This window comes from uncultured Tateyamaria sp., assembly GCF_947487805.1.
Taxonomy (GTDB): domain Bacteria; phylum Pseudomonadota; class Alphaproteobacteria; order Rhodobacterales; family Rhodobacteraceae; genus Tateyamaria.
Map to the genome: position 1 here is coordinate 23,424 of NZ_CANKXW010000003.1, position 19,909 is coordinate 43,332.

Annotated in this window: 18 protein-coding genes; 4 read left to right on the forward strand and 14 right to left on the reverse strand. The window is 64.6% G+C overall.

Annotated elements, in window-relative coordinates; translation table 11 throughout:
• Positions 1 to 8: 8 nt before the first annotated feature.
• The 8 genes from Q0949_RS09375 to Q0949_RS09410 all read right to left on the reverse strand — a co-directional run bounded on the left by Q0949_RS09375 (position 9) and on the right by Q0949_RS09410 (position 9,115).
• A complete protein-coding gene (locus Q0949_RS09375) occupies positions 9 to 1,742 on the reverse strand; it encodes an ABC transporter substrate-binding protein (protein WP_299370907.1) in 1,734 nt (577 codons plus the stop codon).
• Between the two features lie 245 nt (positions 1,743 to 1,987).
• A complete protein-coding gene (locus Q0949_RS09380; protein WP_299370909.1) occupies positions 1,988 to 2,977 on the reverse strand; it encodes a 2-oxoglutarate and iron-dependent oxygenase domain-containing protein in 990 nt (329 codons plus the stop codon).
• Positions 2,974 to 3,663, reverse strand: coding sequence for a hypothetical protein (locus Q0949_RS09385; protein WP_299370911.1), 690 nt, complete (start codon positions 3,661 to 3,663; stop codon positions 2,974 to 2,976). Before Q0949_RS09385 ends, Q0949_RS09380 begins: the two co-directional genes overlap by 4 nt.
• 2 nt (positions 3,664 to 3,665) lie before the next feature.
• Entirely contained in the window at positions 3,666 to 4,967 is a 1,302-nt protein-coding gene (locus tag Q0949_RS09390; protein WP_299138360.1) for a TRAP transporter large permease subunit, read from the reverse strand.
• A complete protein-coding gene (locus Q0949_RS09395) occupies positions 4,964 to 5,677 on the reverse strand; it encodes a TRAP transporter small permease subunit (RefSeq protein WP_299370913.1) in 714 nt (237 codons plus the stop codon). Before Q0949_RS09395 ends, Q0949_RS09390 begins: the two co-directional genes overlap by 4 nt.
• Before the next feature lie 70 nt (positions 5,678 to 5,747).
• Positions 5,748 to 6,704: a TRAP transporter substrate-binding protein gene (locus Q0949_RS09400; RefSeq protein ID WP_299371794.1), complete on the reverse strand. Its 957-nt coding sequence runs from the start codon at positions 6,702 to 6,704 to the stop codon at positions 5,748 to 5,750.
• Positions 6,705 to 6,759: 55 nt separating this feature from the next.
• Entirely contained in the window at positions 6,760 to 8,001 is a 1,242-nt protein-coding gene (locus tag Q0949_RS09405) for an FAD-dependent oxidoreductase (protein ID WP_299370915.1), read from the reverse strand.
• 82 nt (positions 8,002 to 8,083) lie between these two features.
• Complete coding sequence (locus Q0949_RS09410; RefSeq protein WP_366524024.1) at positions 8,084 to 9,115, reverse strand: helix-turn-helix domain-containing protein; 1,032 nt, start codon at positions 9,113 to 9,115, stop codon at positions 8,084 to 8,086.
• On the opposite strand from Q0949_RS09410, the gene Q0949_RS09415 reads away from it, so the two are divergent.
• From Q0949_RS09415 to Q0949_RS09425, 3 genes are all read left to right on the forward strand, one after another.
• Positions 9,114 to 10,274, forward strand: coding sequence for an acyl-CoA dehydrogenase family protein (locus Q0949_RS09415; RefSeq protein WP_299370917.1), 1,161 nt, complete (start codon positions 9,114 to 9,116; stop codon positions 10,272 to 10,274). The genes Q0949_RS09410 and Q0949_RS09415 overlap by 2 nt on opposite strands.
• Before the next feature lie 90 nt (positions 10,275 to 10,364).
• Positions 10,365 to 12,374, forward strand: a complete 2,010-nt coding sequence (locus Q0949_RS09420; protein ID WP_299370919.1) for an acetate--CoA ligase family protein — start codon at positions 10,365 to 10,367, stop codon at positions 12,372 to 12,374.
• A gap of 35 nt (positions 12,375 to 12,409) precedes the next feature.
• A complete protein-coding gene (locus Q0949_RS09425) occupies positions 12,410 to 13,195 on the forward strand; it encodes a carnitinyl-CoA dehydratase (RefSeq protein ID WP_299371798.1) in 786 nt (261 codons plus the stop codon).
• Here Q0949_RS09425 and Q0949_RS09430 read toward each other — a convergent pair.
• From Q0949_RS09430 to Q0949_RS09445, 4 genes are all read right to left on the reverse strand, one after another.
• Positions 13,192 to 14,772 carry a tripartite tricarboxylate transporter permease gene (locus tag Q0949_RS09430; RefSeq protein ID WP_299370921.1) on the reverse strand — a complete coding sequence of 527 codons (1,581 nt, stop codon included), beginning with the start codon at positions 14,770 to 14,772 and terminating at the stop codon, positions 13,192 to 13,194. The two genes, Q0949_RS09425 and Q0949_RS09430, sit on opposite strands and share 4 nt — an antisense overlap.
• Positions 14,772 to 15,293, reverse strand: coding sequence for a hypothetical protein (locus tag Q0949_RS09435; protein ID WP_299370923.1), 522 nt, complete (start codon positions 15,291 to 15,293; stop codon positions 14,772 to 14,774). The genes Q0949_RS09430 and Q0949_RS09435 overlap by 1 nt, the downstream gene beginning before the upstream one ends.
• A gap of 96 nt (positions 15,294 to 15,389) precedes the next feature.
• On the reverse strand, positions 15,390 to 16,340 hold the full coding sequence (locus Q0949_RS09440) for a tripartite tricarboxylate transporter substrate-binding protein (RefSeq protein WP_299370925.1): 951 nt from the start codon (positions 16,338 to 16,340) through the stop codon (positions 15,390 to 15,392).
• Positions 16,341 to 16,419: 79 nt separating this feature from the next.
• Positions 16,420 to 17,742, reverse strand: a complete 1,323-nt coding sequence (locus Q0949_RS09445) for a cytochrome c peroxidase (RefSeq protein WP_299370927.1) — start codon at positions 17,740 to 17,742, stop codon at positions 16,420 to 16,422.
• Here Q0949_RS09445 and Q0949_RS09450 point away from each other — a divergent pair, their 5' ends adjacent.
• Entirely contained in the window at positions 17,743 to 18,213 is a 471-nt protein-coding gene (locus tag Q0949_RS09450; RefSeq protein WP_299370929.1) for a tetratricopeptide repeat protein, read from the forward strand.
• A gap of 83 nt (positions 18,214 to 18,296) precedes the next feature.
• Here the strand turns inward: Q0949_RS09450 and Q0949_RS09455 are convergent, their stop codons facing one another.
• Both Q0949_RS09455 and dctP read right to left on the reverse strand, forming a co-directional pair.
• A complete protein-coding gene (locus Q0949_RS09455) occupies positions 18,297 to 18,710 on the reverse strand; it encodes a hypothetical protein (protein ID WP_299370931.1) in 414 nt (137 codons plus the stop codon).
• Positions 18,711 to 18,832: 122 nt separating this feature from the next.
• On the reverse strand, positions 18,833 to 19,891 hold the full coding sequence (gene dctP / locus Q0949_RS09460; protein ID WP_299370933.1) for a TRAP transporter substrate-binding protein DctP: 1,059 nt from the start codon (positions 19,889 to 19,891) through the stop codon (positions 18,833 to 18,835).
• Positions 19,892 to 19,909 lie beyond the last annotated feature (18 nt).

The window sequence follows — 19,909 nt, forward strand, 5'->3', positions numbered from 1 at the left end:
CTGGGAGTTTAGTTCTGCCAGCGCGCGACCAGCTCGTCATAGTTCACGGTCTCGCCTTGCGGCTTCTCGTTGTCGAGCTTGGGCTTGGCGCCGCCATTGGCGAACCAGTACTCGGCGTCACGCTCTTCGTTCAGACGTGGGCCACAGCCACCGTAAACACCCGCCGCTTCATCGGCCTGCTGCATCCGGGCCATGGTGATGTCCATCTCTTCGGCCAGACGGTCCATCGCCTGTTGCGGAGTGAAGGCACCGGAGTTCACGTCACCGATCTGCTGCCACCAGATTTGGGCCAGCTTGGGATAGTCGGGCACGTTGATGCCGGTGGGCGACCATGCCACGCGATCAGGCGAGCGGTAGAACTCGACCAGACCACCCAGTTTGGGTGCGCGTTCGGTAAAGCTTTCGTGGTTGACCGAGCTGTCGCGGATGAAGGTCAGACCCACATGGGACTTCTTCACATCGACGGTCTTGGACGTCACGAACTGGGCATAGAGCCACGCGGCCTGGGCACGGTCCGACGGAGTGGACTTGAGGAAGGTCCACGACCCCACGTCCTGATAGCCAACCTTCTGACCTTCTTCCCAATAGGGGCCGTGTGGGCTGGGCGCCATCCGCCACAGGGGATTGCCTGCATCATCGACGGTGTTGTTGCCTTCAGACTTCGGCTTGACCATGTCGGCGGTAAAGGCGGTGTACCAGAAGATCTGCTGGGCCACGTTGCCTTGCGCCAGTGCGGGCAGCGATTGGTAGAAGTCATAGGACGCCGCACCCGGAGGGGCGTAGTTGCGCAGCCACTCGTCCCACTTGCGGATCGCATAGACCGCCGCAGGGCCGTTCGCCGCACCACCGCGCGTCACGGACGCACCGGCAGGGTTGCACGACCCGGCTTCCATGCGGATGCCCCATTCGTCGATCGGCACACCGTTCGGCTCACCCTTGGACCCGGTGCCTGCCATCGACAGCCACGCATCGGTCATCCGCCAGCCCAGGTCGGGCGCGCGCTTGCCGTAGTCCATGTGGCCATAGATCGCCACGCCGTCGACTTCCGTCACATCGTTCGAGAAGAAATCAGCGATGTCCTCATAGGCCGACCAGTTGACCGGAACACCCAGCTCATAGCCGTACTTGGCCTTGAACGCGGCCTTGTTGTCCGCGTCGTCGAACCAGTCCTTGCGGAACCAGTAGAGGTTCGCAAATTGCTGGTCGGGCAACTGATAGAGGTTGCCATCGGGACCGGTCGTGAACTGCACACCCATAAAGTCGCCAAGGTCCAGCGTGGGCGATGTTGTCGTCGCCCAGTCACCCGCCATCTGTTCGGTCAGGTTGTAGGCCAGTTGCAGACGCGAGTGCGTGCCGATCAGGTCAGAGTCGTTGACATAGCCGTCATAGAGGTTCCGCTGGGTCTGCATCTGTGTCTGCACAGCCTGCACAACCTCGCCCTCGCCGAGGATCTGGTGGTTGACCTTGATCCCGGTGATTTCCTCGAACGCCTTTGTCAGCACTTCGGATTCGTAGCCGTGGGTCGGAATGCCCTCGGACAGCACGTTGATTTCCATGCCCGCATAGGGCTCCGCCGCGCCGATGAACCATTCCATTTCCGACATCTGCTCGGCCTTGCTGAGCGTGGATGGCTGGAATTCCTGGTCAATCCATTTCTGAGCTGCCGCCGCATCGGCCAAAGCAGTCCCATGCCCCGCGATGACAGCGATAGCTGCAGTCGCGGAGAGCAGATACTTACGCATCTTGTCTCCTCCCAAAATGTGTTTGTGAGCCGGATTTCGCCGGCTGAGCTACGATATGCCTAAAGAATCTTTCCTGTCAAACTAAATAATTAGTAGTTTTTTAACGTTTAATTACAATGGATTAACGCGGTATCTGTCGAAAATTTCGCAACAAAAGCGCTTTGGCCACCCGGCCGTTGTCCGCGCATCTGCACCCGCTGTGCACGCCGGACTTTGCCGGATCGGTACCTGTCGGGATGGCCGTTTCAGGCATCCTTGTACTGGGCAAAACTCTTGCGGTTGCGCGACGCGATATGCGCGCCGACCGTGACCGGGTCATGGAGACAGTCCGCACGCGCCACGCCAAGGTCCGCCGGGTCCACCACCGTGTCCGTGTGTGGGTCGAAGAACACCGGGATCGAATAGCGCGCGTCCTCCGTGCGGTTGATCACCCGGTGCAGGGTCGAATTGAACCTGTCATTGCTCCACCGTGCCAGCAAGTCACCGATGTTGCACACGAGCGTGCCGTCAATGGGCGGCGCTTCGATCCACTCACCGGACCGTGCGCGCACCTGTAAACCGCCACTGGCGTCCTGCAACAGCAGGGTCAGGACACCGAAATCCGTGTGCGGCGCGACACCATAGCGCCGCGCGGCCTCGTCGGCTTGGGTCGAGGGCGGATAGTACACCGCCTGCCCCCGCGCCAGCGGTTTGGCATAGGCTGCATCGAACTGGTCAGCGGGCTGCCCAAGGCTGAGCGCGATGGCGGACATCAGGCGACGCCCCACATCGCAGACCGCCGCGTGATAGGGGGCCAGGCCGCGCCGGAGGTCCGGGCAGACCGCATCCGGCCACTGGTTGGGCGCAACCATCGGTTTGCCCGCACGCCAGTCGGGATCATCCTCTGCCACCTCGGCGGCCCAAAAGAACACCTCTTTGAGGTCATGGGTGTCCGCCCCATCCAGCCGCGACATGCCCTGCGCCATCCACCCGCGTTGGTATGTGTCGATGGCGACAGACGCCTTGGCCTCTGTGTTCAGCGCAAAGAACCGTGCGGCGGCGTCAAAGGCGCGGTCCATCAGGGACTGTGCGATCCCGTGACCCGAGACATAAAAAAACCCGTGATCCGTTGCGGCGGCATAAATGGCCTGCGAGACCGCATCCACCCCCTCCCCCGCCATGAGGGTGGATATGTCGATCACCGGGATCGTCTTGGCATCTGTGGCACGTGCGGCGGCAAAGGGGGTGTCGGTCATGGCTGCACCTCAGTAGGGCTGAGAAAGGCGGGTTTGACCGTGCCGGGGCGGACCCTTTCGATCTCTGTCAGGATGTCGATCACTGGCATCAGGGTCACATCGCGGATCGCGGGTTTGTAGGGCGGCAGGTTGGTGCATTCGAGCAGGATGCAGCGATGCGCGGGCCGGATGTGTCCCGTGATCAACGCGCGCATCTCTCGGGCGGCGCGGTCCTGATCCAGATGCGGCAGGTTCTGCCCGATCACCTGACGCAGGTGCATGTCCGGGCCCAGCCCCACGATGCTGGGCGCAAACGCGCCGTGGCGGCCCAGATGTGGCGCGCCAAGGCTGCCCGCGTCGAAGGTGACGATCATCACCTCGTCCGGTGTATGGGTCCGGGCGATGCGGTCCAGCGCCACCAGCGACGAGGCAATGACCGGACGGTCGGTCAGGGCGGCCAGGTGCCCCTGCCAATAGGACAGGAACCCGCAAGAGGTCACGATGACTTCGCCCGAGGCTGCGCGCAGGGCCGCCTCGAACGGGGCAATGTCGATCTCCTGCGGCGCGCCGCTGACCACATGCGCCACCGTGGCGCTGGGGATGCGCAGCACCTCGACGGCATCGCGGTACGTCTCGGCACTGCCCACGTCGCCCGGCACCCTTGGGAAATCGGTGTCGAGTTGCAGGACGGTGACAGAGGGTGCCATGGCTATTGCCGGATGTTGTCCGGCAGCCACGTGGCCAGCCCCGGAAACGCCACGAGGATCACCACCATCAGCAGCATCAGCCCCACCATCGGGATCGCGGTTTTGGAGATATAGCCGATGTCATGCCGGGTCATGCCTTGCAGCACAAAGAGGTTGAAACCGATGGGCGGCGTCACTTGCGCCATCTCGACCACCACGACGATGAAGATGCCGAACCAGATCACGTCGATGCCCGCCTGCCGGATCATCGGCTCGACAATCGCCATGGTCAGCACCACCGACGAAATTCCGTCGAGGAACATGCCGAGGATCACATAGAACACCGTCAGCGCCGCAATGAGCGTGATGGGCGACAGGTTCATCTGGTCGATCCACGCGGCCAGCGCGCGGGGCAGCCCGGTGAACCCCATGGACAGCGACAGGAACGCGGCCCCCATCAGAATGAGCGCGATCATCGCGGATGTGCGCGTGGCCCCCATCAGGCTTTCGAAAAAGGCCGAGGCCGTGAGCGACCGCTGGAACGCGGCCAGCACAAGCGAACCGATCACACCCACCGCCGCCGCCTCGGTCGCGGTGGCCCAGCCGAAATACATCGACCCGATCACGGCAAAGACCAGCATCAGCACAGGGATCAGGAACCGGCTTTCCGAGAACATCTCGCCCACGCTCATCCCCGGTTCGGGGGCCGGGCGCTGTGCGGGCCGGAAATAGTGCCAGGCGATGATGTAGGACATGAACAGACCCGCGAGCACGAGGCCCGGAATGATGCCCGCCATGAACAGCTTGATGATGCTTTCGTTGATCGACACGCCATAGACGATCAACGTCAGCGACGGCGGGATCATCAGGCCCAGAGTGGCCGCCCCCGCCAGCGTGCCGACGATCATGTATTCGGGATACCCCCGCTTGCGTAGTTCGGGGATCGACATCTTGCCCACCGTGGTCAGCGTCGCCGCCGACGACCCCGACACGGCGGCAAAGATGGTGCAGCCCGCAATGTTGGTGTGCAGCAACCCACCGGGCAAAAACCGCATCCACGGGGCAAGCCCGCGGAACATGTCCTGCGATAATCGGGTCCGGTACAGGATCTCGCCCATCCAGATAAAGAGCGGCAGCGCAGTCAGGGTCCAACTGCTGGACCCCGTCCAGATCGTGGTGATCATCGCGTCGCCCGCGGGGCGGGTGGTAAACAGCTCCATCCCCACCCATGCGACGCCCATCAGCGCCAGACCGATCCACACGGACGACCCCAGTAGCGTGAACAGGACAAAGAGAAAGACAATCGTGGCGTAGGCTTCGGTCATTCCACCGTCTCCGATACGATCGGGTTCACACCGGTGATCAACATGCGGAACAGGGTGTCCCACAGGGCGATGGCCAACAGGACGGTGCCCACGGACATGGCCAGTTGCGGGATCCAGACGGGGGTATAGACCAGCTCGCTCGACCGTTCGGCCCAAACGGAGCCCCAGTCGCGCAGCGCGTAGCTGGGCAGGCTGAAGAGGGTCACGACCCATTCGGGGATCTGGTCCTGGCCCTGCGTGCGGTCGTTCAGCATCTCGGAAAATGCGTTGGTCTTGATGGCGTAGCGGGCGAAATAGGTGGCGATGACCGCCGCGGCAAAGACCGCGAACACATCGAGCCAGCGTTTCAGGAAATCATTGGCGTTCAGGATGATCGACACCCGGATATGCGCCCCCCGCGTCATGGCGTGGCACAGCGCGAAAAAGGACGTGGCCGCCATGGCGTAGCCCGCGAACTCGGTGGTGCCGGGCAGCGCGACACTGGCCCAGCGCGCGATCATGCCTGCCACGATCAGCCCCAGAATGGTGATCATGAACATCGCGGCGACGATCCCGCTGGCCAGGTACACCCCGTCAAGCCCACGCCAAAGCGGCCGCAGCACACGCTCGAGCCGCGGCCCCGCGATCAGGCAGATCACGGCAAAGACGGACGGAAGAACAAAGAGCCAGACCCAAAGCGGCAGACCCATGACAGGCGACCAGTCGCGCATGGTGGTTATCCGATGCTGATAGACAAGAAACCGGCGCCGTCAGGTGCGGCGCCGGTTCGGGTTTGGTGGATCAGTTGGCCTTGTAGGCGTCCAGGATCGCCTGACCGTCCGCGCCTGCGGTTTCCAGCCACTCGGCTGTCATCTTGGCGCCAATGGCCTCCAGCTCGGCAAGGAAATCGGGGCCTGCATCCTCGACGGTCATGCCGTTCTTGGCCAGCTCGTCGAAATAGAAGTTGGACAGTTCCGCAGACTTGGCCGCACAGCTGGCCGCCGTCTCGTCCGCGGCTTTTTGCAGCCCGGCGCGCACGTCGTCGTCCAGCCCGTCCCAGACCTGCGTGTTGACCATCACATAGTTGCGCGGCAGCCATGCGTTGACCTTGTAGTAGTGGCTGAGATGTTCCCACACCTTGCGGTCATAGCCGGTGGAACCGGAAGAAATGAAGGCCGAGGCCACGCCCGTCGCCAGCGCCTGGCTGAGTTCGGCCGCTTCGATCTGGACGGGGATCATGCCCAGTTCCTCGGCAAAGGTCGCGGTGGCCGAGTTGTAGGACCGGAACTTGATGCCCTGCGTGTCGGCGGAGGAGGCGACTTCCTTGTTGAAGTAGAACCCCTGACCGGGCCACGGGCAGGTATAGAGCGCCACGAGGTTCAGGTCGGCCAGCTGGGCGTTCACGGTGTCGCGCGCGGCCTCCCACAGCTTGGCATTATCCTCGTAGGTGGTGGCAAGGAACGGCAGGTTGTCCCAGGCCAGCAGCGGTGCTTCGTTTGCGTGGGCGGACATGAACCGCTCGCCGATGGGCACCTGGCCGGTCTGGATCGCGCGCTTGATGTCGCCGCCGCCAAAGAGCGACCCGCCCGGATGCACGGTGATGTCGATGGCGCCATCGGTGTATTCGCGCACCTTGTCGGCAAAGATCACGCCATGTTCGGAATGATAGTTCGTGGCGGCATAGGCCATGGGCATGTCCCAGGACTGTGCGTGGCCATCCGCCCAGGCGCCGCTGGCCGCCGTCAGGCCAATCGCCATGGCGGACGCTGTTTTCACATATGTTTTCATTGATAATCTCCCGGTCGGGCCACGTCTAGCGCGCGGCATATTTTGCTGGATCAAAAGGCGTCAAATCTGCGTTTGGTGGTGTGCCTGCAATCAGATCCGCGATGATCCGACCCGTTTTGGGACCACCTGTCAAGCCGACATGTTGATGGCCAAAGGCCGAATAGCTGCGCCCGCCTGCATCATTGGCACCAATCAGCGGCAGGCTGTCTGCGGGGGCAGGCCGATGCCCCATCCATTCCACGATCCCCTCGTGGTGCAGATCCGGCAACAGGGCAGCGACCTGCCTGCGCAACATCTCGAGCGGGGCGCGGCTGGGGCCCGCGTCCAGGCCGCCGAACTCGATGACGCCAGCCGCGCGCAACCGGCCCCGCATCGGCGTCAGCACGAATTTGCCGCTGGCCACCATCATCGGGTTCTTCGGCATCACCGACGGGTTCAGCAGCTCGATGTGATAGCCGCGTTCGCTTTCGAACGGGACGGAGACGCCCAGCTTGTGCGCGATGGGTTTCGACCATGGCCCCATGGCAAGGACGATGCGGTCGGCGCGCATTTCGCCCTCGCCCGTGCGCAGTGCGCGGATCGCGCCGTCTGAGACGTCGATATCCGCGATCTCGGTCAGGACCAGCTGGCCACCTTCGGCGACAAAGTGATCGGCCAGCGCCTGAACGTACGCGCCCGGATCCGAAATGCGCCCGTGGTTGCGGCAGCGTACCACCGTGTCAAAGGCATCGCCGAAGACCGGGTCGTCCTGCGCATAAGTCGCCCCCGACACCACGTCAAAGGCGTAGCCCAGCGCGCGGCGCTTGTCCCAGCCATAGGCGTCGGCCTGATAGGCGGCGCGCGTGGCATAGCCAAAGCAATAATCCTCGGTGCTGATGAACCCTTCGGCCCCGGTGCCCGCCGCCAGCGCGCGATGCTGGTCCACCGTGTCGTGCAGCAGCATCGACATGGCCGCGCCATAGCGGTCGACATGCGCATCCGAGGCATGGCGCAGATAGCGCCACAGGAACGGCATCAGCCGCGGCAGATAGGACCAGCGCAGGAACAGCGGCGCGTCACGGTCCAGCAACATGCCCGGCGCGCGGCGCAAGAGGCCGGGCGTGGTCACCGGCAGGATGGCCCCCGCGGCCAGCACGCCCGCATTGCCGTGGCTGGTGCCGCTGGCGGGTCCTGTCCGGTCCACAAGGGTCACGTCGTGCCCGGCGCGCTGGATCCAGATGGCACAGGACACCCCGACGATACCCGCGCCCGCGACGATGATCTGCATCTGTTGCCCCCTTGTGACCCTGCGGCACAGATCACCGCAGGCAGCGGGTCAGCACAACAGGTTTTTTGCAAGGCTGTCGCGGTCAGCGCCCCTGCCGCACGCCTGTGGGCGTGACCTGAAACGCAGTGCGAAAGGCACGGGTCATGGCGCTGGCGTTGTCATAGCCGCAGCGCCCGGCGATCTCGGACACGGGCAGATCGGTGTCAGCCACCAGTTGATAGGCGTGGTTCAGCCGCAGGCGGTGATAGACGGCCTGCGGCGTGGCCTGCATCACCGCGCGCATCCGCTGTTCCAGCGTCTTTTGGGTGCAGCCGATGCGCCGGGCGAGCGCCGGGATGGTCAGCGGGTGTTCCAGCGTCTCCTGCATCACTGCGAGCGCCCGCGACACGGTGCGGCCGGGGCGCGACGGAGCCTGCCAGCGCGCGGGACCCGCCTGCGCCGACATGAAAAGCTGTGCCACGTCCAGCGCCAGAAGCGGGCCGTGCCGTTCGGAGATCAGGTGGAGGACGAGGTCAAAGGCCGCCATCGCCCCCGAACAGGTCAGGCGCGCGCCGTCGATGACATAGCGCGCGCGCTGGACGTCGATATGGGGGAACGCCTCGGCAAAGGCGGTCAGCTCGTCCCAGTGGATCGTGGCCCGCGACCCGTCCAAGAGCCCCGCGCGCGCCATCAGCCACGGGCCGGTGTCAAACCCGCCGATCACGCCGTAGCGTCCCGCGACCCGGCGCAGCGCGCGCACCACCGCCCACTGGTCCAGCGCCCGCACCCCGTAGGACGGCATTACATAGAGCGTGTCGCCCGTGGCCGCGTCCAGCGCGCAATGCGGCGCAACCTGAAGCCCGCTCGAGCTGTGCACATGCGCGCCGTCGAGGGTGCAGAACCGCCAGCTATAGAGGGTGCGGCCCGCGAACCCGTTGGCCGCACGCAAGGGTTCCACCGTGTTGGCAAGGCAGTGGTTGGAGAACGCATCAAAGAGCAGCACGTCAATATGCTGTGTCTGGGCGTCGATATATTCCGAACTGTGCATGATTGCAGGGTAATCCTGCACAGCATAGGCGCGCAAGCTGCGCTGTGCTGCGCTTGCAAGCGGCAGGCGGGAAAGGATCCGGCACATGGACTTTGGACTGAGCACGGAACAGGAGATGATCGTCTCTACCGTCCGGACATTTGTGGAAAACGAGATCTATCCGCACGAGGCCGAGGTCGAGCGCACCGGCCATGTGCCGCCCGAGCTGGGCGCGGAGATCAAGCAGAAGGTCATCGACCTGGGATTCTATGCCTGCAACTTTCCCGAAAGTGTCGGCGGCGCAGGGCTGAGCCATCTGGATTTCACCCTCGTCGAACGTGAACTGGGCCGCGGGTCGATGGCGCTGACGCATTTCTTTGGCCGGCCGCAGAACATCCTGATGGCCTGCAACTCCGAACAGCGCGAACGGTATCTGCTGCCGGCGGTGCGTGGCGAGCGGATGGACGCGCTGGCCATGACCGAGCCGGACGCCGGATCGGATGTGCGCGGCATGAAATGCACCGCCACGCGCGACGGCGGCGATTGGGTGATCAACGGATCGAAACATTTCATCTCGGGCGCGGAGCACGCGGATTTCTTTATCGTGTTCATTGCCACGGGCGTGGACGAGACACCCAAGGGCCCCAAGAAACGGATCACCACGTTTCTTGTGGACCGGGGCACGCCCGGCTTTGAGGTGCGGGACGGGTACAATTCGGTCAGCCACAAGGGGTACAAGAACTGCATCCTTTATTTCGACGATTGCCGCCTGCCGGATGCGCAGGTTCTGGGAGATGTCGATGGTGGGTTCGCGGTGATGAACGAATGGCTTTATGCGACACGGATCACAGTGGCGGCGTTTTCGGTGGGCCGGGCGCGGCGCTGCTTTGACTATGGGTTGCGCTATGCCGCCGAACGCAAGCAGTTCGGGCAGGCCATAGGCAAGTTTCAGGGCGTGGGGTTCCAGCTGGCCGACATGATCACCGAGATTGACGCGGCCGACTGGCTGACCCTGGCGGCGGCCTGGCGGCTGGACCAGGGGTTGCCGTCGAACCGCGAGATCGCGTCCGCCAAGCTCTATGCCTCCGAAGCGCTGGCGCGGGTGACGGATGCGACCTTGCAGATCTATGGCGGCATGGGGTTGATGGATGATTTCCCCATCGAGCGGTTCTGGCGCGATGCGCGGGTGGAGCGGATCTGGGACGGGACCAGCGAGATCCAGCGCCATATCATCAGCCGCGACCTGTTGCGTCCGCTTGGCGCGTGAATTGGGATCGAATGGGCATGGCCCATCCGACAGGAGCGAGGGGCCAGCCCCTCGCGCTCCCCGAGGTATTTGGCGCGAAAGGAAGCAGTCATGGGTGACGTGATGCGCATGATGCGGCCCCGGTCCATTGCCGTGGTGGGCGGTGGTGCGTGGTGCGCGCAGGTGGTGCAGCAGCTGGCGCAGTTCGGTTTTGACGGGCCGGTGTGGCCGGTGCATCCGCGGGTGGCGGTGGTGGCGGGCTTGGGTGCCTATCCAACGGTGGGGGATTTGCCGGACGCGCCGGATGCGGTGTTTGTGGGCGTGAACCGTCATGCGACGGTGGAGGTGGTGCGAGCACTTGCCGCGATGGCTGCGGGCGGGGCGGTGTGCTTTGCCTCCGGGTTTTCGGAGGCCGCGGCGGAGGATGACGGTGCCGCGGACATGCAGGCGGCCCTGGTTGCGGCGGCGGGCGACATGCCGATCCTCGGGCCCAATTGCTATGGGTTCATCAATGCGCTGGACGGGGCGTTGTTGTGGCCGGATCAGCATGGCTGTGTGCCGGTGGCACGCGGTGTTGCACTGTTGACGCAAAGTTCGAACATCGCGATCAACCTGACCATGCAGCAGCGCGCCCTGCCCGTGGCCTATGCGGTGACGTGCGGAAACATGGCGCAGACCACGCAGGCGCAGATCGCCATGGCGCTGCTGGACGATCCGCGGGTGACGGCGATCGGGTTGCATATCGAGGGGTTTGGCGCCCTGCCCGCATGGGAGGCGCTGGCCGCACGGGCGCGGGTGCGCGGTGTGCCTCTGGTGGCCGTCAAGGTGGGTGCGTCGGATCAGGCGCGGCAGGCGACGGTGTCGCATACCGCATCGCTTGCGGGCAGTGATGCGGGCGCGCAGGCGGTGCTGGACCGGCTGGGCATTGCGCGGGTGCGCAGCCTGCCCGACCTTTTGGAGACGCTGAAGCTTTTGCATGTGAACGGGCCGGTGGCGGGGGGGCGCATCGCCTCGATCAGCTGTTCGGGGGGCGAGGCGAGCCTGATGGCGGACATGGCGCTCGGGGCTGGGTTGACCTTTCCCCCGGTGACCACAGCGCAGGCCTGCGCATTGCGTGCAGCGCTGGGGCCGATGGTGGCCCTGGGCAATCCGCTGGACTACCACACCTATATCTGGCGCGATGCCGACGCGATGGCGCAGGCGTGGCAGGGTATGACGGGTGACGGCATCGACATGACGCTGTCGGTTGTGGACTATCCCGTGACCGATGCATCCGACTGGACCTGTGCGACGGAGGCGGCGCTGGCCGTGCGGGCGGCGACGGGGCGGCCCTTTGGCGTGGTGTCGACCTTGCCCGAGCTGATGCCGCGTGACGTAGCGCATGAGCTGATGCAGGGCGGGGTCGTGCCGTTTCAGGGCATGGGCGAGGCGCTGGCCGCCATCCGCGCGGCACGCACCCGCGATGTGGGAACGCCCGCGCCGATCTGCCCGCCGGGCACACGCGCGCCGACGCGGACCCTGAGCGAGGCGGAGGCGAAGGACGCCCTTGCCGCCCATGGGCTGAACGTCCCCGGCCACGTGGCGACCACGCCCGCGCGTGCGGCGACGGATGCCGCGCATCTGTGCGCGCCGCTGGCGGTCAAGGGGCTGGGCCTTGCGCACAAGACCGACGCCGGAGCGGTGCGCCTGAACGTGGGTGCGGCGGATCTGGAGCAAGCGGCGCAGGACATCGGCACCGACGCCGTGCTGGTCGAAGAGATGGTGCGGGACAGCGTTGCCGAGCTGTTGATCGGGGTGGTGCGGGACGACGCCCATGGATTTGTCCTGACGCTGGGTACGGGGGGCGTACTGACGGAACTGCTGCGCGACACGACGGCCATGCTGCTGCCCGTAACGGGCGCGGACGTTGCGGCCGCGCTTGATCGGTTGACCATCGGCGCGGTGCTGCGTGGCTATCGCGGGGCGCGCCCTGCGGATGTGGACAGCATCGTGGCGGCGGTGCTGGCGGTGCAGGACTACGTCCTTGCGCAGCGCGACCGTGTCAGCGAAGTTGAGATCAACCCCCTGATCTGCACCCCCACCCGCGCCGTGGCGGTGGATGCGCTGATCCACACTGCCTGAGGGCGCGGCAACCCATGACCACAAGCGAGACCGATATGACAGACAGCCCCATCAAGACCCGGCGCGACGGCGCGATCCTCGAAGTGACGCTGGACCGGCCCAAGGCCAATGCCATTGATCTGGCGACCTCGCGCATCATGGGCGAGACGTTTCTGGCGTTCCGCGATGATCCGGAGCTGCGGGTGGCGATCGTCACGGGTGCGGGGGAAAAGTTCTTTTGCCCCGGTTGGGACCTCAAGGCCGCAGCCGACGGGGACGCGGTGGACGGCGACTATGGCGTCGGCGGTTTTGGCGGGTTGCAGGAGATGCGCGCGATGAACAAGCCGGTCATCGCGGCGGTGAACGGGATTGCCTGTGGCGGTGGGCTGGAACTGGCGCTAAGTGCGGACATGATCCTGGCCGCGGACCATGCGCAATTTGCCCTGCCCGAGATCCGGTCCGGGACGGTGGCGGATGCGGCGAGCGTCAAGCTGCCCAAGCGGATCCCGTATCACATCGCGATGGAGCTGCTGCTGACCGGGCGTTGGTTTGACGCCGAAGAGGCGCACCGCTGGGGGTTGGTGAACGAGGTTGTCCCCGCGGGGACACTTTTGGACCGGGCCTGGGATCTGGCGCGGTTGCTGGCCTCGGGCCCGCCGCTGGTCTACGCCGCGATCAAGGAAATCGTGCGCGACGCGGAGGATGCCAAGTTCCAGGACGCGATGAACCGCATCACCAAGAGCCAACTGCCCGCGGTCGAGCGGCTTTATCGGTCGGAGGATCAACTGGAGGGCGCGCGCGCCTTTGCAGAGAAACGCGACCCCGTCTGGAAGGGCCGCTAGCCCCGCCGCCGCGCGCCCAGAACGACCACCAGAACCGACAGCGCCATGAACGCCGCAGCCACCGGGCTGGTGAACAGGAACCACGCATCCCCGCCCGTGGCAGCGAAGGCCTGGCGCGCGCTGTCCTCAAGCTTGGCGCCGAGGATGAAGGCAATGACAAAGGGAAGCGGCGACATGTCCAGCAGGCGCATGCCGAACCCGAGGATACCGAAGGCGATGGTGAACCAGATTGCCTCGATCCGGGTTTCCTGCACGTAGATCGCCGTGAGGGTCAGCACCAGCACCACGGGCAACAGGCGTTGTTTCGGCAGGTGGGCCAGCACACCCATCGACCGCATGACCAAGCCCCCCACGGTCCAGTTCAAAGCGTTGGCCACGAACATGCAGGTAAAGAGGCCAAAAGCCACGACCAGTTCGGGGTTTATCGCATCAGCCGTGACGCGGAACACCGACGGGCCGGGGTTGAAGCCGCCGATGCTGTCCGCCGCAAGGATCAGGAACACGGCGGCGGTGTTTCCCGGAATGCCCAGCGACAGGACCGGGATCAGGTTGGCGCCCGAGACCGCGGAATTGGCCGCTTCGGTTGCGGCGACGCCCTGCGGCACACCGTCGCCAAAACGGGGCGCATCCGGGGCGCGAGTCCGGTCGTGACGCGCCTTGGCGGTGGTATAGCCGATGGTTGCTGCAAGGGTCGATCCGATGCCCGGCAGGGCCCCGATCACCGTGCCCGCCACCGCAGAGCGCAGCATCGTCGGCAGCAGGGGCCGGATGTCTGGCCACCGCAGACGGCCTGCGTTGCCGGCCTTTGGCGCAGGCTGGAGGCTGGTGTTCGAGCGGCTGGCAAACCCCTCGGCCATCTGGTGAAACACCGCCCCCACCACCAGCACACCCAGCACCGCCGTGCCGATCGGAAAACCGCGGTTGAGCGCCTCTGTGCCCATGGACAGCCGGGGATAGAAATCCTCGCCCGTGCCGACATAGACCACCAGAAGGCCGAGGCCTGCGCTGATCAGCCCTTTGCCCGGTGATCGGCCCACAACCGCCGCGACAAAGGCCAGCGACAGGATCAGCAGCGCGGTCTTTTCCGGCAGGTCCAGATGGCGTTCGACCAGCAGCGCCAGAAAGGGCGCGCACAGGATCAGCACGATGTCCGAGAACGTATCCCCAGAGGCAGAGGCGAAATGGGCCACGCGCAGCGCCTTTTTCGCCTCGCCGCGCTGCGCCATCGGATACCCGTCCAGTGTGGTCATGTAGCTGTCGGGCGTGCCCGGCGTGTTGAAGAGGATGGCAGGCACGGCCCCGCCGACCGTCGCCCCTTTCATGATGCCGATAAGGCACCCCATCACCGGCAACAGCGCATCCGGCGTGAACCCGAAGACCGAGATCAGGATGGGCAATGCAATCGCCATCGCCGTCGGCCCGCCCAGACCGGGCGTGGCCCCCACTACGATCCCCAGGAGGAACCCCGCCGCAACCATGACCAGCGTGATCGACACGCTCAGCCCGGCCACCGCAAAGGCGTCGGGCCCCTGAAACACGGCGAGGATGCCGAGCCAGACATGGGCCAACACGTCCATCAGTAATCCCCGTTGGGCGGCAAAAGCAGATCATCGAAAGGCAGGTCAAAAAGCGCGACCATCCCCAGAACGCCCACCAACCCGATGATCAGCGCAGCCCAGGTCATGCGTCGTTCCGCCAGCGCGATCAGGCCGGAAATAGCCACCGTCCCGCCCAGTACGAAGCCAATGTATTTCCACGGAAAACTGTCGCGCATCAGGCGGTACTCGCGCGGCTCGGCGCGGCCTGCATCCGCAAGCCACAGCGCCAGCGGCCCGGCACAGAGCATCAGGACAACCCCCGCCGCCAGAACACCGATCATCGCCGCGGCACAGAACAGGAGTGGGCGTTTGGCGCCCGCGCCCCGGGCAGGTTCGCCCGGCGCAATGCACAGGATCGCGCCCCCCACCAGCACGAAGAGCGCCGCCAAGGTGGGCGCCATGGCATCGCCGATCTCGACCCGGCGGCGTACCGTTTCGATCAGGCCCGTATCGGTATCAAGTGGAATCCAGACCAAGATGCAACCCAGCGCAAAGATCACGCAGATCACTCCTAGGGTTCTGGTTTCGGCCCGTGACATGTCATGCCTTGTGGTCTGCGCAGGGCGACGGACATGCCGCCCCGCATAAGGGTCAGATCATTCGGACGCCGCCGCGAGCAGCGCCCCGGCGGCATCGTAATCCGCCGCCATCTGCGCCTGCAACGCGTCGCCCGCAAGGATGGACGGCCCGCCAAAGGCACTTGCAATCAACGCGCCTGCACCGGTCTGCGGGTCCGAAATGATCTCTGCGATTGCCGTGGACATCGCGCTCCGTGCTGCGGTGGACATGCCCGCGGGACCGACGAACATGAACTGGCCATCGGCATTGAAATCGACGCCGAGGGTCGCAAATGTCGGAGCCTCCGGCGTCTGGTTCAGTGGCACCGACAGGGCCGAAGCGAGGTTGACCAGATCACCCGCCGCTACGCTGGCAGCCTGAATGCCCGCCACGAAACCGAGATCCAGATCGCCTGCGTTGATGCCATCCATCACCGCCTTGCCGCCGCGCATTTCCACGATGTTGAACGTGACACCCTGCGCCTTGCCCAAGAGATAGGCGAGGTCCGCAAGGCGCGGGCTCATCACGCCAAAGCGCAGCGCCGCGCCACCTTTGGCGGCCGCAATGGCATCTTCGAGGGTGGCCCATCCCGTGACGCGGCGCGCCACGACACCCATCTGGAACCCCGCCGTTGTGGTGATGCCGGTGAAGTCATCGGGATGAAGCCCCGCACCCGCAGCAGCCATGTTGTAGCCCAGCGTTTCCGTCACCACCATGCCGATCACCGTGCCGTCCACAGGCGCGTCCTTGAGGGCGGCGGCGAGGTTCAGACCGCCCTTGCCCGTCACCTGTTGGGGCTGGATCGTCCAGCCGTGGCGGGCCTCGAGTTCCTGCGCGATCAGGCGCGCCTGCGTGTCGGCACCGCCACCTGCGCGAAAGCCAATCAGCATGCTGATCGGACCGGGCGGCGTCCACTCTGCGGCGCGCGTGGCGGTGGCCGCCAGCACGATTGCCACAGCGCCCATGAGGGTCCGCGCCGCCGTGGTCATCCCGTTGCTCTCCCTGCTTGGAACGCGCGCGACGCAGGTCGGCATGCGGGCCGGTCTGGATGTGCCTCCACCCGCCCGATCACGGACGCAGCGCCGGGTCAAGGCGGGGATCCACAGGCAGCCCGCTGGGCACGGTATCTGGCACACCCAGCTTGCCACCGCGCGCTGTCGCACCGGTAAGCGCCCCCAGAAACGCAACGATATCAGCCACTTCGCGATCATCCAAAGGCGTCACCGACCGGGGCACGACGGCCCGGTGGCGGGCCATTTCGATACGGTCCTGCCAGACCATGAAATCAATCCCCGACAGCCACGGCACATCCGGCAGATCCGCCATGTCCTGCGTCCAGCGGTCCAGCATCGCGAGCGGCGCAAGGTGATGACGCACGATCCCTTCGAGCGTGGGATAGGCCCCGTTGTGGCCATAGGGCGCGGTCAGCGCCACGTTGCGCAACATGGGTGTCTTGAACGCATAGGCATCCTCGAGCGCGTCGCTTTCGCCCATGCGGCCGACATCGCGCACCATCGGGTCAAACCGCCGCGTACGGCCCGGGCCAAAGGGGGGCAGGCCCAGCGCGTGGAATTTCTGATCCGACATCAGCGGACCCGCGTGGCAACTGGCGCAATCGGCCTTGCCATAGAAGAGGTCCATGCCGCGCCGTTCCTGTTCGGTCAGTGCACCGGGATGCCCGGCCAGATGGGCGTCAAAGGGGCTGTCGAAACTGGTCCATTCCCAGATCATGAAAGCGCTGAGCGCGTTGGCGATATCGGCGATCGTGATGTCGGTCACGGTGGTGATATGCGGATAGGCACCCGCGAACCCTTCGGCATAGGCGGGGATGTGACGGACCCGGTCGGCGAGGATCGGCCAGGCATAATCCATACGGTTGTGAACGGCGCCTGCGACCTCGTTTTCCTTGGGGTTTCCGGCCATCTCAAACTGGGCCACCAGCGGAAAAATAGCCTGTGCGGCCAATAGGTTATCCAGCCCCTCGGGCAGCCATTCCTCGGCCGGGGAGTTGAAGCCGTTCTCGAAGGTATCCGCCACGCTGAGGCGGCCATCGTGGAACATCGTGTGCAGGTCGCGCGCGCCCAGGTTCCACAGGCCCGGCGCATTGCGCGGGATGCGCTTGCGGATGCGGTCATCGCCCACACCGGCGGTGCGCAGCGGCCCGATCCCCTGCCCGCCCTCGCCGATGCCAAGGCTCAGCCCGTCACCGGTGCCCAGATCGGGGTGGTGGCACGTGGAACAGGCGATGTTGCGGTTGCCCGACAGGATCGGATCATAGAACAGAAGCTGGCCCAGTTTGGCTTGCGCAGGGTCGACGGGAATGAAATCATCAGCCCCGAGCGCGCGCGGCAGATCCGTCGCAAAAGCCGGGGTCGCGCACAGGAGGATCATATGCGCAAACTTGCCATAACCCTTTGTTTTCTTGGGCTTCCCGTCTTTGCCGAGATCGAGGAGGCGCGTGACCTGATGGAGGCCGGCCAGTACGAGGCCGCCTATGACGCGCTGTGGCCCGCGGCGCGGTCGGGCAATGCGGATGCCGAGGAGTTGATCGGCGTTCTCTATGCCCTGGGCCTCGGCGTCGAGCGCGACGACGAGCGGGCGTTCGAGTGGTATCTGCGCAGTTCCATGAAGGGTCATCCCGGCGCGCAATCCGGTGTCGGATGGTACTATGAGGTCGGGCGCGGCATGCCCGCCCCGGACCTCGTGCGCGCCTATATGTGGTACACGCTGTCGGCCATCGGCGGTGACCCGGACGCGGCCATTTCGCTGGAAGAGGTGGTCAAGAAAATGACGCAGGAAGAGATCAATCGGGCGCATATTCTGGTCGCTGACTACAAGGTGTGGATGTATCCGTTTCGATGAGTTTGGCAGGGGACGGGCAACTTGGGAAGGGCGACGCACGGTCCAAGCGTTCGCGGCGATTGAAGATTTTCAAACCGCAGGCGTCATCGAACCGGGACCCAGTTTCCATCGCGGGTTTTCCAGACGGCCAGCCCACCATTTTTCTTGAGATAGGAAAACGGTGTCTTCTCGTCCTTGAACGAAACGGTAATTCCATAAATCTCACGGTCGAACACGTCCTCAGCCGGAAAGAAGGAGGTAGTTTTCCGGATGCCCTGCAAATCACAATCCATCTGTGCGATGTTCAACCGACCGTTCACATCAAGGGGCAGCTTTACACGTGCAGGCGTAACGACCTCGTACCGTTGGTTACCGACGGTAACCTGACAAACAGCGCCTTTGATCTTCTTGCCGTAACGGCTTTCAAATTTCACCGTACGCGCTGTGTCTGACAAGGCAGGTGCAGCCATCCCCAAGGTCAGTATGCAGGCGGTGAAGGTTTTCGCCAGATTTGACATAGTGTTACCTTTTCCGAGTGTTTGACGCACATCAACATCAATATTATCCCGGTTCAAACAGAAAAGGCCGCCCCCATGACAGGAGCGGCCGGGTGTAGGGTGGGCAATATGCCCACCTTTCCTTAATTCAGGTCGGCGTCGCGCGCGGCGTTCACGTCCGCTTCGGCGGCGGCCACGGCCTCTTGCAGCGCGGTCAGGATCTCATCCCCACGGGCCACGTTGGCGGTGAACCAGTCGTTCACGGGTGCTGCCGCTTCGGCGAAGGCTGCCTTTTGTGCGGGTGTCGGCACATAGAGGTCACCGCCACCGGCCACGAAGTCTTCGTAGGCCTGGATCGACTTGCGCTTGGGCGAGGCGAAGGTCGCCTGTTGCAGCGCATAGAAGCCGTCCACCACGACGCGGCGCATGTCTTCGGGCATCGCCATGAAGTTCTGGTTCGACATCCACCACAGCGCACCCATGTAGGCGTGGCCGTCCAGTGTCACGTATTGCAGACCCGCATCGGGGAATTTCATGCCCATGATGTCGGTGATGCCGTTTTTCGAACCTTCAACCACACCAGTCTGGAACGAGGTGAAGAGTTCGGGCCACGGGATCGGGGTGGGCGACGCGCCCAGTGCCTTGACCAGTTCCTGCGGCAGGTCGGCGACCACGGTGCGGATTTTCAGACCTTCCATGTCCGACGGTTCGGCCACACGGCGTTGCGTGTTGGCAAAGTTGCGCCAGCCGCCGGTATTGCCGATGGTCATCAGGCGGATCGCGTCACCGGAATCTTCCAGCGCCATGGCGCGCATCTTGCGGGTGAAGTCGCCCGACAGCACGTGTTCGGCGATACGGTCATCGGCCATCAGGTAGGGCAGATCGAGGACCTGCACGTAAGGGAAGATGCCCGACGCGCCACCGGAGGTGGAGATGTAGACATCGATCGAGCCGTCGGCCACGCCTTGCAAGCATTCCGCACCGTTCGAGCAGAGCTGTGTACCGATGAAGAGTTCCACGGCGATGGCGCCGTTGGAGGCCGCCTCGACGTAGTTTTTGAACACGACGAGGCCGTCATAGTCTTCGTCATTGGTGTTGGAGTTGGCGGTGGCGCGGATTGTGTAATCCTGTGCCTGGGCCATGATCGCGGAACCCGCGACAAGCGCGGCTGCGGTCAGCGTTTTGAGGGTGTTTTTGAGCATAGTGGTAAGTCCTCCCGG